Genomic DNA, 14,745 nt, shown 5'->3' with positions numbered 1-14,745 from the left:
GCATCGCCCCGATCACCGTGAAGTACGCGAGACCGCCGAGGATCGTCACCACGCAGCCGAGGAAGAGGCCCCGCACGCCGTCAGCCCCCCTTCACCGAGCAGCGGTACGGCTCGTCGCCGCCCTGGGGCTCGCAGCCGGCCGCCGTCACCCGCCACCCCTCGTCGAACCGCGACAGGAACAGCGTGTCGCCCGTCATCCGCACCAGTGCCTCGTTCCCGTAGACGTCCGTCCCGCGCGGCTGCCCCGCGACCGGCGGTCCGGCCTCCCACAGCGCCGTCCGGCACGGGATCCGGCCGTCGTCCTCGATCTCCTCGCGGGTCGCGGGGGCGAGCAGCGCGCAGGCGGCGCGGTGGTCCCCGGCGGCGAGCGCGGCGGCGAAGCGCCGGCCGGCGTCGGTCGCGCCGTCGACGCGGGCCGCGGAGGCCCCGCAGCCGGACACGAGGAGGGCGCACAGCAGGGCGTGCGGGAGGCCGCCCGACAGGCGTCGGCCGGTTCTTCCCGCACGTGTCCTGGAGGCCGCCGTCATGGGCCCACCCTGCCCGCACCGGGCCGGTGGCCCCGGCACGCGGGGCCGCGCCCGGCGGCGGCTTCACCCGATCGCGCCGCCGCTGCCGTCGCTCCCTCCGGTGCCCCCGCTTCCTCCGGCGCCCCGTCCGCGGCGCCGGAGGGCGACCGCTCGGGGCGGCCCGTCTCCTCCGAGCCCGCTCAGTGCGCCGCGGCGCCGAACTCGGCGTGCTGCGTGCGGAGGGCGAAGTCCACGTCGCCCGGCGGGGGCCGGCCCAGGGAGCCGCGCCGGGCCATGGACCTGGCCTCCCGCATCAGCGTCCTGAACTCCTCGTCGGTGAGCCGGTGCCGTCCGCCGTGGTCCTGGTGGCCCGCGCCGCCGTGTGTTCGCACGATCCTCGCCGCCTTCCGTCCCCCGGAGGTTCTCGTGGGGGCGTCTACCCGCCCCGGGCGGGAACAGCCGGGCCGGACGCCGGACGTCCGGAGCGTGCGGGGGACGGGAGGTCCGAGGCGGTCCTCAGGCGGACGGTTCGTTCCGGAGCCAGACGTAGGCCACCGGCTGGGCGGCGTTCCAGGCCGCCGCCGTCCCCGCGTCGACCCGCCCGAAGCCGGCCCCCTCGTAGCAGCGCAGGGCCCCCGCGTTGTTGGGGTGGACGCGCAGGAACACCTCCGCGAAGCCGGCCGCCCGCGCCTCGGCGAGCAGCAGCCGGACGAGGGCGCGGCCCAGGCCGCGGCCGCGCGCGTCCGGCGCGACGACGATGCGGGCCAGTTCGGCCTCGTCCTCCTCGTGGTCGTGCCAGACCTCCCCGTAGCCGAGGAGCTCCGTCCCGTCGGTCAGGACGTACGCGTGGCTGTCCGGGTCCCGGCTCCACCCGGCGACTGTCTCCGCGGGCACCGGGTGGCCGCGGTGCCCGCACCAGTGGAGCGCCTCGGTGGCGGAGGCGGGCCAGCGGGCGACGGCGGCGGCGTGGCCGGGGGCGCAGGGGAGGAGGTCCATGCCGGTTCCTGTCGGGAGGGGAGGGCTGTCGGGCCGAGGGTACGCGGCGCCGGTGGATCATGGACTTGCGGCGGCGCGGACCGTCGCCCACAATGGTTGAAAGTCGAACTAAAAGAGGAGGGGTCGGAGATGGGCGACACGAAGGTCGAGATCCTCACGCCCCGGGACGTCCCGCTGGGCGGCCCGCGCGCCATGACCGTCCGTCGCACGCTGCCCCAGCGGGCCCGCACCCTGATCGGCGCCTGGTGCTTCGCCGACCACTACGGCCCCGACCCGGTCGCCGCCTCCGGCGGCATGGACGTCGCGCCCCACCCCCACATCGGGCTCCAGACCGTCAGCTGGCTGTTCAGCGGCGAGATCGAGCACCGCGACAGCCTCGGCAGCCACGCCGCCGTGCGCCCCGGCGAGATCAACCTCATGACGGGCGGCCACGGCATCGCCCACTCCGAGGTCTCCACCCCCGACACCACCGTGCTGCACGGCGTGCAGCTCTGGGTCGCGCTCCCCGACGCCCACCGCGACACCCCGCGCGACTTCACCCACCACGCCCCCCGCCCGGTGCGCGTCGACGGCGCCGAACTCCGCGTCTTCCTCGGCACCCTGGCCGGCGACACCTCCCCGGTCCCCGCCTTCACCCCGCTCCTCGGCGCCGAGGTCCTCCTCGACCCCGGGGCCACCGTGACCCTCGCGGTGGACCCGGAGTTCGAGCACGGCCTCCTCGTCGACGAGGGCGACGTCACCCTGGAGGGCACCGCGCTGCGCCCCGCCGAACTCGGCTACACCGCTCCCGGCCGCGCCGCCCTCACCCTCGCCAACACCTCCCCGCACCGGGCCCGCGCGGTCCTCCTCGGCGGCCCGCCCTTCGGCGAGGAGATCGTCATGTGGTGGAACTTCATCGCCCGCACCGACGCCGAGATCCGGCGGGCCAGGGAGGACTGGGCCGCCGCCTCCGACCGCTTCGGCGCCGTCGCCGGCTACCCCGGCGACCGCCTCCCGGCCCCCGAACTCCCCACCACCCCGCTCAAGCCCCGCCGCAACCCGGGCTGACCGGAGCGCGGACGCGCCGGACCGGCGCCACCTCCCCACGAGGTGGCGCCGGCCCGGTCACGCCCTCCGCCCGGGGGCGGAGGTCACCCCCTCACCTCCCGGACCACGCGTTGCGGATCGACACCGTCGACGTGTTGCCCTGCCGGTCCGTGACCTCGGCGAAGAGCGAGATGCCGCCGCCCCTCACCGGGTTGCGCACGGTGATCCGGCCGTCGACGACCGGCACGGAGAGCCAGGTCTTCCCCTCGTCGTGACTGACCTTGACGGAGAGCGACGCGAGGTTGCCGCCGGCCGCCGAACCCTGCACCGTCACCGGGACGGTGACCCGCGCCCGCGCCGGGGCCAGGGTGGCGAGGTCGACGGGGGCCGCGAAGCGGACCGTGGACACCGGGAGCGACGTCGTCGCCGCCACCTGCCGTGAGCGGAACGCGAACGAGGTCTCGACCCGGGTCGACGCCCCGCCGACCTCCGCCGGCCGCTCGACCGAGGTCACCAGCCGGTACGCGGCGTCGGAGCCGTCCACGGCGAAGGGCTCCCCACCGCTCAGCGGATCGGTGTTCGACGCGACCCGGACGCCGTCGCGGTAGAGCGTCGTCGTCGCCGAGGAGTGGCGGGAGGCGCCCGTGTGGCCCCGGCCGTCGGCCAGCAGCGGCACGGCGCCGACGAGCCGCTGCTCGCCCGTCGCCGGGTCCGGCGCGGTGCGGAACACGCCCGTGCCCTCGCCCAGGAGCGGGCCGAGGACACCGGTGTTGAACCTCTCCCGGTACGTCCGGCCGGCCTCGTACCGCTTCGGCGCGGCCATCTCGTAGCCGCCCTCGAAGGCGGGGTACCCCCACTCGTCCGGCGCGCCCAGCTGGTTGTAGCGGGTGAGCCAGCGCACGCCGTCGGCGGTCGAGACGTGGAAGGTGCGGACGCCCGGCGCGGCCTGCCGGGCGGAGAAGCCGTTGCCCTCGGGGGCTCCGGGCAGGTGCGCGTAGGGCGAGGCGAGCGCCGTCTTGCCGGGCGCGGAGGCGCCGAGGCCGACCTTCAGGGTGGCGAACCCGTCCGCCTTCACGTGCCGGGCGTAGCCGGTGGCGACGGTCGCCGTCTTCCCGCCGAAGGCCACCGCGTACTGGGTCGTGGCGTCCTTCAGGAAGTGCGCGTCCCAGGTCTGCAGGAGCGACCCGTCGGTGACGGCGGGCCCTTGGTGGGCGGTGCGGAAGCCGGTGAAGCCCCGCAGGACCCAGCCGTTGCCGACCCGGCCGATCTCCGTGTCCCGCTCGTAGTACGTGCCCGCGTAGTCCGCCCGGTCGATCCCCGGCACGGTCAGCTCCACCGGCCGGGTCGTGCGCGCGTCGACGGTGACGGTGGTGTCGCGGGAGACGTCCAGACGGGGCTGGGCGATCCAGTCGGTGCCCCTGGCGTAGTCCGAAGGGTCCTCGTAGACGGCCGTGTTGAGGGTGTACGAGCCCTTGGGGACGCGGAGCGTGTGGCTGCCGGGCTCGTCGTCGATCCGGGACTGGTGGCCGGCGGCCGGGCCGCCGACACCGGTCAGCGTGGTGGCGAAGTGCGCGGCGTCGCCGCCGTCGCGGCCGAGCGTGCGGACGGTGAGGTCGTAGGACTCCGCCTCCCGCACGGCGACGGCGGCGGTCCGCACGGGCCCGCCCCCGCCGGAGGCGGTGACGTAGCCCGAGTAGGCGCCGTCGGCGTCGCCGAGACGCGTGTCGGCGACGAGGCCGACGGCCGCCGTGCCGCCGGCCGGCACGGTCACCCGGGGGGCGCCGAGGGCGAAGAAGCCCGCCGGGGCCGGCCGGCCGGGTCCAGGCCCGACACCGACAGGTCGAGGGTGACGTCGGCGGTTCCGAGGTTGCGGTAGACGACCTGCCGGGTGACCGGCGCGTCGTCGGCGTGCGGCCACGGGGCCGTGCCGAAGTCCAGCGACCCCGGCTCGGCGATCACGGTCTGGTCGAGCGCCCGGTCGGCCCGGACCCGGCCCGCGCCCTGCTGGAAGGCGGTGAGCCCGGCGCCGCCCTCGGCGGAGCCGGTCAGCGCGCCCTTGAGCTCGGCGGCCGTCCACTCCGGGTGCCGCTGCTTGAGGAGCGCGGCCGCGCCCGCCACGTGCGGGGTGGCCATGGAGGTGCCGTCGATCCGGAGGTAGCCGGGGGCCGGGTGCGGGGTGCCGGGGCGCGTGTCGATCGCGCTGCCGGGGGCCGCGGCCGCCGTGATGGCGACGCCGGGCGCGGTCACGTCCGGCTTCACGGCGCCGTCGCCGAGGCGCGGACCGGTGCCGGAGAAGGGGGCGAGCCGGTCCTCGTGGTCGACGGCGCCGACGGTCAGCGCGGCGTCCGCGCTGCCCGGGGAGCCGATGCTCGACGGGCCGGACTCGCCCTCGTTGCCCGCCGCGACGGCGAAGAGGACGCCCTTCTCCGCCGTGAGCCGGTCGATCGCCGCCTCCAGCGGGTCGACGCCGGGGCTGTCGGCGCCGCCGAGGCTGAGGTTGACCACGTCGGCGCCCTCGGCGGCCGCCCACTCCATGCCCGCGAGGACGGCGGAGTCGTCGCCGTACCCCTCGTCGTCGAGCACCTTCCCGCTGATCAGCTCGGCACCGGACGCCACGCCCTTGTACCGGCCGCCGGACGCGGCGCCGGTGCCGGCGGCGATCGAGGCGACGTGGGTGCCGTGGCCGACGCGGTCCACCGCGTCGGGGGAGGCGGAGAAGTTCCGCTCGCCGACCACCCGGGTCCTGAGGTCGGCGTGGGTGCGGTCGACGCCGGTGTCGAGGACGGCGATCCGCACGCCGGTGCCGTCGTAGCCGGCCTCCCAGGCCTTGTCGGCGCCGATCTGCCGGACGCTGCGGTCGAGGCTCGCGCCCCGGACCCCGTCCAGCCACACCGCGGCGATGCCGGTGGCGGCGGTCCGCGCGCCGCTCGCCCGCCGGTCCGTCAGGGCCTCCCACACCCGGGTCAGGTCGTCCCGGGAGGCGAGCAGGGCGTCGGCCCCGAGGGTCGGGAAGGTCCGGCGCAGCTCGGTGTCGCCGGCCGAGCGGACCCGGTCCCGCGCGGCACCGGCACCCCCCTCGTACCGGACGATCAGCTTCAGCCCGGAGCGGTGGCTCGCCCGCAGCCGGGGGTCGGTGAGCACGGAGAGGTCGAAGAGCCGCTGGTCGAGCCGCCCGTCGGCGATCAGGGGCCCGGCGTCGGCGGGCACCACCAGGGTGCGGTCGCCGGTGCGCCGCACCTCGACGGGTATGCGTTCGCGGCCGGGGGCCGCCTCGAACCGCACCATGCGGCCCTCGGCGTCCACGACCACGTGGTCGCCGGTGACGAGCGGGATCCGCTGGTCGCCGCCGAGCCGGGCGTGCTGCGGGGCGGAGGCGGGCGGGGTGGTCAGGGTGATCGCGGTGGCCGGGCCGGTCGTGCCCGCCACGAGGGCCACCGAGGTGGCCGCCGCGATCGTCAGGGCGCGTGCTTTCCGCACGTGTGCGCGCAAGTCTCCCCCAGGAGCTAGGGACGAGGTGGAGTGGTGTTTCCGGCCGGCGGCGCTGACGGCGCCCGCGGCCGGTCAGCGCAGTATGGGAGGTCACGGGGGTGTGATCAACGCCGGTGGGGGAGCGCGGGGTTGGCGCCCGTGGTTTCCGGCCACGCCGGGGGACGCGAGTTCGATGGGGCCGCGACGGGCGTGTGACGGGTCCGTGACACCCGTGCGATGCCCGTGCGACAGCGGCGTCCGCGGGGGCCCCGGAGGCCAGGTGCCGCGGTCTTTTCCCCTCCGGCGCGCGGGCGACCGGAGGGGTGCTCTCCGATTGGCCGTAATCGAGCCGGGGGAGTCTGGTCCCGTCGGGGCCGTTGACGTCTCCGCGCTCCGGCCGCCAGGATGTCCACCGCCCGATTGGGAGCGCTCCCATCGACGTGTTCCGCCACCCCCCGAGGAGTCCGGACGTGAACCGACGCAGAACCGCCCTGCTGTCCCTGACGGCCCTGCTGGCGGCGGGCCTGACCGCGCTGCCCGCCGGACCGGCCGGAGCGGACGCCGTGGAACGGATCAGGAACGGCACCTTCGACGACGGCGCCGCGTCCTGGTGGACCAGCGGCGTCACCGCGGGCCCGGCCGGCGGCGGCCTCTGCGCCGACGTGCCCGGCGGCACCGTGAACCGCTGGGACGCCGCCGTCGGCCAGAACGACCTCGCGCTCGTCAAGGGCGAGACCTACCGCATCGCCTTCCGCGCCTCCGGCGCCCCCGAGGGCCACTCCGTCCGCGCGGTCGTCGGCCTCCAGGTCGCCCCGTACGACGCCTACCACGAGGCCGTGCCCGCGCTCGACGCCGACGGCGACACCCACACGTACACCTTCACCTCGCCGGTCGACACCGCCCAGGGCCAGGTCGCCTTCCAGCTCGGCGGCGCCGCCACCCCCTGGCGGTTCTGCCTCGACGACGTGTCCCTCCTCGGCGGGGTGCCGCCGGAGGCGTACGAGCCCGACACCGGCCCCCGCGTCCGGGTCAACCAGGTCGCCTACCTCCCCCGGGGACCCAAGAACGCCACCCTCGTCACCGAGGCCGCCGGGCCGCTGCCCTGGCGGCTGGACGACGCCCGCGGCACCGCCGTCGCCCGCGGCCGGACCGTCCCGCGCGGAGTCGACCCCTCCTCCGGACAGAACGTCCACTCCATCGACTTCGGCCGGCACCGCGGCTCCGGGACGGGGTTCACCCTCGTCGCCGACGGCGAGACCAGCCACCCCTTCGACATCGGCACCGCCGCCTACGACCGGCTCCGCCTGGACGCCGCGAAGTTCTACTACACCCAGCGCAGCGGCACCCCCGTCCGCGACGACCTGCGCCCCGGCTACGGCCGCGCGGCCGGCCACGTCGACGTCGCCCCCAACCGGGGCGACGGCAGCGTCCCCTGTCAGCCCGGCGTCTGCGCCTACACGCTGGACGTCACCGGCGGCTGGTACGACGCCGGCGACCACGGCAAGTACGTCGTCAACGGCGGCATCTCCGTCTGGCAGCTCCTCGCCACCCACGAGCGCGCCCTGCACGCCCGCACCGGCGACCCCGGGGCCCTCGGCGACGGCACCCTGGCCCTCCCCGAGAGCGGCAACGGCGTCCCCGACCTCCTCGACGAGGCCCGCTGGGAGCTGGAGTTCCTGCTCAAGATGCAGGTGCCCGACGGCGAACCCCTCGCCGGCATGGCCCACCACAAGATCCACGACGAGCAGTGGACCGGCCTGCCGCTGCTTCCTTCCGACGACCCGCAGAAGCGCGAACTGCACCCGCCGAGCACCGCCGCCACCCTCAACCTCGCCGCGACCGCCGCCCAGGCCGCCCGCCTCTACGCCGCGTACGACCCCGGCTTCGCCGCGACCGCGCTCACCGCGGCCCGCAAGGCCTGGACCGCCGCCCTCGCCCACCCCGACGTCCTCGCCCCGGAGAGCGACGGCACCGGCGGCGGCGCCTACCCCGACCGGAACGTGGCCGACGAGTTCTACTGGGCCGCGGCCGAGCTCTACCTCACCACCGGCGCCCGGGAGTACCGGGACCACGTCCTGGACTCCCCGGTCCACACCGCCGACCTCTTCGGACCCGTCGCCTTCGACTGGGCCGCCACCGCCGTCCCCGCCCGCCTCGACCTCGCCACCGTCCCCAGCCGCCTCCCCGACCGCGACCGGGTCCGCCGCTCCGTCCGCGCCGGCGCCGACCGCTACCTCGCCACCCTGAAGGCGCACCCCTACGGCATGCCGTACGCCCCCGAGGGCCAGAAGTACGACTGGGGCTCCACCCACCAGATCCTCAACAACGCCGTCGTCCTCGCGACCGCCCACGACCTCACCGGCGACGCGAAGTACCGCGACGGAGCCCTCCAGAGCATGGACTACGTCCTCGGCCGCAACGCCCTGAACGTCTCCTACGTCACCGGCTACGGCGAGGTCGCCTCCCGGAACCAGCACAGCCGCTGGTACGCCCGCCAGCTCGACCCGAACTCCCCCCACCCGCCCGCCGGTTCGCTCGCCGGAGGCCCGAACTCGAGCATCCAGGACCCGCTCGCCCAGGAGAAACTGAAGGGCTGCGTCGGCCAGTTCTGCTACATCGACGACATCCAGTCCTGGTCCACCAACGAGATCACCGTCAACTGGAACGCCGCCCTGACCTGGATGGCCTCCTACGCGGCCGACCAGGGGTGAGCGCCCGCACCCACGGGGGCGCCCCGGGCCGTCCCTTCCGGATCGGGCCGGCCGGGCCCGGCCCGGTCCCGGGTCACCCCCCGGTCTCCGGCCGCCCCGCCCCCGCCCCCTCCGCCCGGAACGCGCGGCGGTAGGCGGCGGGCGTGGTGCGCAGGGCCTCGTGGAAGCGGCGGCGGAGGTTGACGGCGGAGGAGAGGCCCACCCGGTGGGCGATGGTCTCCACCGGCAGGTCCGTCTCCTCCAGCAGGGCCCGGGTCGCGGCGATTCGCCGGTCCAGCAGCCACCGCCCCGGACTGATGCCCAGCTGCTCGGTGAAGCGCCGGGTCAGGGTCCGGGGCGAGACCCGCGCGCGGGCCGCCATGTCGGCCACCGCGACCGGCTGGTCGAGGCGCTCGCCCAGCCAGTCCAGGAGCGGCGCCAGCGAGTCGGCGACCGGCCCGGCGGCCGGCGGCTCGGCGTACTGCAGCTGGCACCCCTCGCGGTGCGGCGGCGTCACCATCCGCCGGGCGATCCGCGTCGCGTGCGCCGCGCCCTGGTCGGCGCTGACCAGATGGAGGCAGAGGTCCACCGCCGCGGCGCCCCCGGCGCTCGTGGCGACGTCGCCGTGGTCCACGTACAGCACCGCCGGGTCGACCCGGACCCGGGGGAAGCGGGAGGCCAGTTCGGCGGCGCGGGCCCAGTGGGTGGCGGCCCGCCGCCCGTCCAGCAGCCCGGCGGCGGCGAGCACGAAGGAGCCCGCGCAGAGGCCGACGACGCGCGCCCCGCGCGCGTGCGCCCGCCGCACCGCCGCGACCGCGGCCGGCGGCACCTCGTGCCCGGCCGGCGGCCCCCAGCCGGGCACGAGGACGGTGTCCGCGCGCTCCAGGGCGTCGAGCCCCGACGCGACCAGCATGTCGTAGCCGGCCCCGGTCCCGACCGGCCCCGGCCGCTCGGCGCAGATCCCGAAGGCGTACCGCTCCGTGCCCGCCGGCCCGGGCCCGCCGAAGACCTCGGAGGCGGAGGCCAGCGGGAAGGCCGGCTGCGGCGGCAGGACCAGCGCCACGACCCGGTGCGGGGTCCGGGACCGGGACGGGGGAGAGGGGGTCATGGCGCGAAAGTACCCCATCGTGTCGTTCGCGACACTGGGGGCCGGGAGGGGGCCGGGCCAGCATCGGTGGGGTGACCACCACGCACCCCGACACCCGGGCGCGGGCCGTCCCCGCCGGACCCCCCGCGCCGCCCGCCCCCCTGTGGGACCGCCGGTTCGCCCTCTACTTCACCGCCCGGTCGGTCTCCCTCCTGGGCGACGCGATGATGCCCGTGGCCGCCGCGCTGGCCGTCGGCGCGCTGTACGGAGTGACCGGCGTCGGGCTCGTCCTCGGCGCCTGGACCGGCACGTTCGTCCTCCTGGTCCTCTTCGGCGGGGTCCTCTCCGACCGCTTCGGCGCACGCCGGATGATGGTCGGCGCGGACCTCGCGCGGGTGGTCACCCAGGGCGTGCCGGCCGTGGCGTTCCTCGCCGGACGACCGCCCTTCTGGCTCCTGGTGTCCATGGCGGCGGCGGCCGGCGCGGCCGTCGCCATGTTCCTGCCCGGCGTGAACGGCATGGTGCCGCTCGTCGCCCGCGACCCGCAGCGGGCCAACGCCACCCTCAAGGTGGCCGACGCGCTCGCCCACCTCCTCGGCCCCGCCGCCGCCGGCCTGCTGATCGCCCTGACCGGCGCCGGGACCGTCTACGCGATCGACGCCGCCACCTTCCTCGTCAGCGCCCTCTGCCTCGCCCTCCTCCGCCCCGCCCCGACGGCCGCCGACCCCGCCCGGCGGACGGGGAGTTCACTCCGCCGCGACCTGCTCCGGGGCTGGCGCGAGTTCCGCGCCCGCACCTGGATGTGGGCGGTGATCCTCGTCTGGCTGGTCCACGGGGTGCTCGTCTTCGGCCCGCTGGTGCCGCTGGGTTCGGCCCTGATCGGCGCCCGCCTCGGCCCGAACGCGTACGGCCTGGCCGTCTCCTTCCTCGGCGTGGGGACGGTCCTGGGCGGACTGCTCGCCCTCCGGCTCCGCCCCGCCCGGCCCCTCGCCGCCGGCGCGGCCGCGATGTTCCTGTACGCAGCGCTGCCGCTCTCCGTGGCCCTGGACGCCCGGCTCCCCGTACTCCTGGCCGCGCACGCGCTGGCCGGGGCCGCCCTCGCCTTCTGGTCGGTGATGTGGGCCACCAGCGTGCAGACCCACACCCCGCCGGAGGTCCTCAACCGCGTCAGCGCCTACGAGCTGGCGGGCTCGGTCTCCGGCATCTCGGCGGGCCAGCTGCTCGCCGGTCCCGCGGCCGGCCTGACCACCCCCCACCACTTCCTCCTCCTGTCGGCGCTCACCTGCGTGGCGGCGAGCGCGGCCCTGCTCGCGGTGCCAGCGATCCGCACCCTCCGCCGCGCCCCGGCCTCCGGCCCCGGCCCGTCGGAGGAGTCCGGCGAGGAGGACGGGCGGGCGGAGGAGGCCGGCCCGTCGGAGGAGGCCGGACGGGCGGAAGGGTGCGCGGGCGGACGGGGGACGGACTACTCCTCCGGGGCCCCGGGCTCGTCCCAGTCCCACGTGCCGACATAGGCGGCGGTGCCCGTGCGCCGGGCCTCCGCGAAGGCGGCGAGGCGCGCGAAGTCCCGCGCGGGCATCAGCGGCCGCCACTCCGGCAGCGCGAGGACCCGGACCTCGTCGTGCTCCTCCGGGTCGAGGACGAGCTCCGCGATCTGCCGGTCGGTCAGCCGTCCGCCGTCGAAGACGTACCCGGCGGTCGCCAGCGGCCACGCGGCCCCCGGCAGGCCGAACACGGCGGCGAGGAGCCGGGGCGGCCCGGGCACCACCAGCCCGGTCTCCTCCTCGGTCTCCCGCACGGCGGTCCGCCAGGGCCGCTCGCCCTCCTCGGCCGTGCCGCCGGGCAGCTGCCAGGGGTGCTCGGCGCTGTAGACGGCGTGGAGCTGCACCGGCCGCTCGTCCATGTCGGTGAAGTACACGGCCCCGAAGAGGGTCGCCTTCGGCAGCGTCGCGACGAACTCGTCGACCGGAAGCATCGTCAGCACCCCACCAGGGTCGGACGGGCGGGGGCGAAGGCGGGGGCGGGCGCGGGCAAGGGGTGCATGTCGGCCTCCGGGGCGGGGGCGGGCGGGGATCGGGGAGTCCGCGGACACGGGGGTTCGGGGCGTGGACTCCGCCGGGTTCAACGAGCCACCCCGCCCGGCGTGGACAGGCGTTTCGGACGCGTCGCGCACCCCTCCCGGCCGGAGGACGCCCCTCCGGTCGCCCCTCCCACCTGCGGATACCGGGGAGTAGGGTGAACCGCGCCGACGCGCGCCGGGGGCGTGCGCCCGAGGTCGCGTCGGTCCGGGCCGCAGCGCGGCCGGCCGTCACGAACCGAGAGGCCCCCATGAGCGAGCAGACCGCCGTCCCCGTCGTCCGTCGCGTCGACGAACGCCACCGCTACGAGATCCTCGTCGACGGGGCACGGGCCGGGCTCACCGCCTACCGCGACCGCGACGACCGCCGCGTGTTCTTCCACACCGAGGTCGACGAGGCCTACGCGGGCCAGGGCCTCGCCGGGATCCTGGTCCAGGAGGCGCTGACCGACGTCCGCGCCGCCGGGATGCGGATCGTGCCGGTCTGCCCGTACGTCGCCAAGTTCCTCAAGAAGCACGACGAGTTCGCCGACATCACCGACCCGGTCACCCCCGAGGTCCTCCAGTGGCTGGACGCGACCCTGGGCCGCTGACCCTCCGGCCCCGGCGCCCCGCCCCGGCACCTCGGACCTCCGGCGCCTCAGCCCCCCCGGCGGGCGGGCGACGAGCAGCGGGAGGACCGGGGCGGCGCGACCGGTCGCCGGTGGTTCCCGGCGGCCCGGGACCGGCCCCGCGGCCACCGCCGGCCGCGGGCCCGGGGCCGGCGGTCCCGGCCGTCGCGCGGTCGGGGACCGGCGGATCCCGCCGTCGCGGGCCGGGGACCGGCGGTCCCCGGGCGTCGCGGGGTCAGGTGCCGGCGGGTCCGGGGACCAGCTGGGCCAGGTCGTTGCGGTCCCAGCCGGACCACAGGCCGTCGTCCTCGCAGTAGCCGCAGCCCGGGCCGAAGAAGAAGCCCCGGGCGTTCTCGTCGCCCATCAGCCAGAACCGCAGCCACGCGGTCGTCGGGGCGCGGAAGTTCCCGCCGTCCCCGATGGACGAGAGGTGTCCGGCGCCCCGGACCTCCCCGTACACGGCCGGCAGGTGGCCCGAGTCCCGGTACAGCGCCTTCACCAGCGCCGGCCAGACCGTCAGGTCGCGCTGCCCGGCCAGGTAGAACGTGGGCACGTCGGTGAGGTCCGGGTCGGTCAGCGGCCCCGGCTGGATCGGCACGGCCGTGTCCACGCGGGAGTCGATCGCCGCGTTGACCGCGGCCGCCCCGCCCTGGGAGTGCCCCGCCGACCCGATGTGCTCCAGGTCCACCTTCCCGTGGTAGACGCTGTGCGGGTCGGCGTCGCGCCGCTCCAGCAGGTCGATGCCGGCCCGCATGCCGAGGGCGAAGTTCGAGGTGGGCGTGTTCGCCGCGGCGACGATGAAGCCGTGGCTCGCCCAGTGCCGCAGCAGCGAGCTGTAGATCCCGGGCACGGCCCCGGTGCCGTTGCCCCAGATCACCACCGGGTGCCGCTCGCCCGAGGGGCCCAGCGTCCTCGGGCGGTAGAAGGTGTGGACCGCCTCGATGTCGACCTCCACCTCGTACGGGCCCGGCTCGCCCCAGGCGGTGCCGACCGGGGGGACCGCGCCGGCCGCCGCGACGGCGGTGCCCGCCGTGGCGGCGGGTGTCGTGCCGAGCGCCAGCAGCACGGCGAGCACCAGACCGCCGAACAGGCGGCTCCTACTCCCTGGCATGGGAACTCCTCTTGTGGTTCCGTACGGTCGCGCGTCCTCGCAACCGTGGCCAGGGACATCGTGGAGCCGCCCGGCCCGCGTGTCTGTGCGCGCGGGCCCAGTCCTGCGCCGGCCGCCCTGTGCGGATGCCCAGGGCGACCGCCTCGGGCGTCCGCCGCGCGGGCCCGCGTTCGCAGGGTCGACACCGCGTACACCCCGCCGGCCGCGACCGGTCCCACGAGCCACCCGAAGTCGTCCAGCGGCGCGAGGAAGGGCAGCAGCGGACCCTCCGCGCCGGCCCGCTGCGAGCCGCCCACGGCCGGCGCCCCGCCCACCGGGAAGGCCACGACGGCCCGCCGGTTCCAGCCGCCCGCGTACCGGCACGGCCCCCCGGCCCGGTACAGCGCGTCCGGCCGCAGCCGGGTCCGGCGCACGATCCAGTACTCCACGACGAGGATCCCGGACACGGTGCCGAAGAAGCCCTCGGCGAGGTTCGCCCGGGCCGGCACCCGGTAGTCGCTGCTGCTCCGCGCCCACCACGCCACCGCCGTGCCCGCCAGCGCCGCCGGCACCGCCGCGGCCCTGAAGCCGATCAGGGACGGCGCGGTGCTCGACAGGTCGTACCCGGCCGACACCGGGTTGAGGCCGAGGAAGTCCTGGCCGCCGGAGCCGCCCGTCCCCCGGTCAGCAGCTCGACGCCCCGGACGCCGAGGTCGGCCCGGAAGCCGAAGAGGACGCACGCCGGGACGAACCGCAGTAGCGCAGGCAGGGCGGCCCCCGGACCCCGAAGGCGCTGCGCGCGAAGACCGCGAACGGCACTCCGTACCGGTCGCCCGCGGGCTCGACCAGCAGCGACGGCAGCAGGACGGCGGCCTGGGCGACCAGGCAGATCAGCAGGGTCCGCGGCCAGGTGAAGCGGTCCTGCCCCGGCATCCCGGAGGGCATCAGATGGGCCGGGCTCCACGAGACGCGCACCCGGACCGCCGCGAAGTCCCGCCACCGCCGGCGGAACTCGCCGGTCCCGGCCGGCAGCAGGTCCGCGTTGGCGTACCGCCGGTCCGGCGCCCCCTCCGCGTACGGGTGCGCCGGTCCGCTCACCACGGGCCGCCGCCGCCCCGCCCCCGGGCCCGCCGCTTTTCCCTCCGTACGCCCCGCACCCCCGTGGCCGTCGTGGTCGCGAGCTCCGCATCGCCCCGT

The 14,745-nt window shown here is 76.8% G+C and carries 13 protein-coding genes and 1 pseudogene; 4 read left to right on the top strand and 10 right to left on the bottom strand.

Going from position 1 to position 14,745, the window contains the following annotated elements; translation table 11 throughout:
- Positions 1-80 precede the first annotated feature (80 nt).
- The 3 genes from IE287_RS26395 to IE287_RS26385 all read right to left on the bottom strand — a co-directional run bounded on the left by IE287_RS26395 (position 81) and on the right by IE287_RS26385 (position 1,502).
- Positions 81-527 carry a hypothetical protein gene (locus IE287_RS26395; protein WP_229883755.1) on the bottom strand — a complete coding sequence of 149 codons (447 nt, stop codon included), beginning with the start codon at positions 525-527 and terminating at the stop codon, positions 81-83.
- A 179-nt stretch (positions 528-706) separates the two neighbouring features.
- Positions 707-898 carry a hypothetical protein gene (locus tag IE287_RS26390; protein ID WP_189851692.1) on the bottom strand — a complete coding sequence of 64 codons (192 nt, stop codon included), beginning with the start codon at positions 896-898 and terminating at the stop codon, positions 707-709.
- Positions 899-1,022: 124 nt separating this feature from the next.
- Positions 1,023-1,502: a GNAT family N-acetyltransferase gene (locus IE287_RS26385; protein ID WP_189851691.1), complete on the bottom strand. Its 480-nt coding sequence runs from the start codon at positions 1,500-1,502 to the stop codon at positions 1,023-1,025.
- A 129-nt stretch (positions 1,503-1,631) separates the two neighbouring features.
- Between IE287_RS26385 and IE287_RS26380 the strand changes: the two genes are divergently transcribed.
- A complete protein-coding gene (locus IE287_RS26380; protein WP_189851690.1) occupies positions 1,632-2,549 on the top strand; it encodes a pirin family protein in 918 nt (305 codons plus the stop codon).
- Between the two features lie 91 nt (positions 2,550-2,640).
- Here the strand turns inward: IE287_RS26380 and IE287_RS39610 are convergent, their stop codons facing one another.
- On the bottom strand, positions 2,641-4,299 hold the full coding sequence (locus IE287_RS39610) for a hypothetical protein (protein WP_308436885.1): 1,659 nt from the start codon (positions 4,297-4,299) through the stop codon (positions 2,641-2,643).
- Entirely contained in the window at positions 4,296-6,017 is a 1,722-nt protein-coding gene (locus IE287_RS39605; RefSeq protein ID WP_308436884.1) for a S8 family peptidase, read from the bottom strand. The genes IE287_RS39610 and IE287_RS39605 overlap by 4 nt, the downstream gene beginning before the upstream one ends.
- Before the next feature lie 449 nt (positions 6,018-6,466).
- Between IE287_RS39605 and IE287_RS26370 the strand changes: the two genes are divergently transcribed.
- Positions 6,467-8,707 carry a glycoside hydrolase family 9 protein gene (locus IE287_RS26370; protein WP_189851689.1) on the top strand — a complete coding sequence of 747 codons (2,241 nt, stop codon included), beginning with the start codon at positions 6,467-6,469 and terminating at the stop codon, positions 8,705-8,707.
- 73 nt (positions 8,708-8,780) lie between these two features.
- Here the strand turns inward: IE287_RS26370 and IE287_RS26365 are convergent, their stop codons facing one another.
- Positions 8,781-9,794: a GlxA family transcriptional regulator gene (locus IE287_RS26365; RefSeq protein ID WP_189851688.1), complete on the bottom strand. Its 1,014-nt coding sequence runs from the start codon at positions 9,792-9,794 to the stop codon at positions 8,781-8,783.
- 71 nt (positions 9,795-9,865) lie between these two features.
- On the opposite strand from IE287_RS26365, the gene IE287_RS26360 reads away from it, so the two are divergent.
- On the top strand, positions 9,866-11,284 hold the full coding sequence (locus IE287_RS26360; RefSeq protein ID WP_229883754.1) for an MFS transporter: 1,419 nt from the start codon (positions 9,866-9,868) through the stop codon (positions 11,282-11,284).
- Here the strand turns inward: IE287_RS26360 and IE287_RS26355 are convergent.
- The gene (locus tag IE287_RS26355) at positions 11,236-11,745 is read right to left on the bottom strand and encodes an NUDIX domain-containing protein (RefSeq protein ID WP_189851728.1); all 510 of its coding nucleotides are present in this window, start codon (positions 11,743-11,745) and stop codon (positions 11,236-11,238) included. The two genes, IE287_RS26360 and IE287_RS26355, sit on opposite strands and share 49 nt — an antisense overlap.
- A 353-nt stretch (positions 11,746-12,098) precedes the next feature.
- Here IE287_RS26355 and IE287_RS26350 point away from each other — a divergent pair, with 353 nt between their 5' ends.
- Positions 12,099-12,440 carry a GNAT family N-acetyltransferase gene (locus IE287_RS26350; RefSeq protein ID WP_189851687.1) on the top strand — a complete coding sequence of 114 codons (342 nt, stop codon included), beginning with the start codon at positions 12,099-12,101 and terminating at the stop codon, positions 12,438-12,440.
- A 253-nt stretch (positions 12,441-12,693) separates the two neighbouring features.
- Here the strand turns inward: IE287_RS26350 and IE287_RS26345 are convergent, their stop codons facing one another.
- The 3 genes and pseudogenes from IE287_RS26345 to IE287_RS26340 all read right to left on the bottom strand — a co-directional run bounded on the left by IE287_RS26345 (position 12,694) and on the right by IE287_RS26340 (position 14,649).
- Positions 12,694-13,569, bottom strand: a complete 876-nt coding sequence (locus IE287_RS26345) for an alpha/beta hydrolase family protein (protein ID WP_189851686.1) — start codon at positions 13,567-13,569, stop codon at positions 12,694-12,696.
- 224 nt (positions 13,570-13,793) lie between these two features.
- Positions 13,794-14,183: pseudogene (locus tag IE287_RS39500) on the bottom strand (cytosine permease); the annotation flags it as partial.
- A 49-nt stretch (positions 14,184-14,232) separates the two neighbouring features.
- On the bottom strand, positions 14,233-14,649 hold the full coding sequence (locus IE287_RS26340; RefSeq protein WP_189851685.1) for an SLC5/6 family protein: 417 nt from the start codon (positions 14,647-14,649) through the stop codon (positions 14,233-14,235).
- Between the last annotated feature and the right edge of the window lie 96 nt (positions 14,650-14,745).

This window comes from Streptomyces omiyaensis, assembly GCF_014650895.1.
GTDB lineage: Bacteria > Actinomycetota > Actinomycetes > Streptomycetales > Streptomycetaceae > Streptomyces > Streptomyces omiyaensis.
The sequence above is the reverse complement of the archived record's forward strand: the minus strand, read 5'-3'. Positions and strand labels throughout refer to the sequence as shown.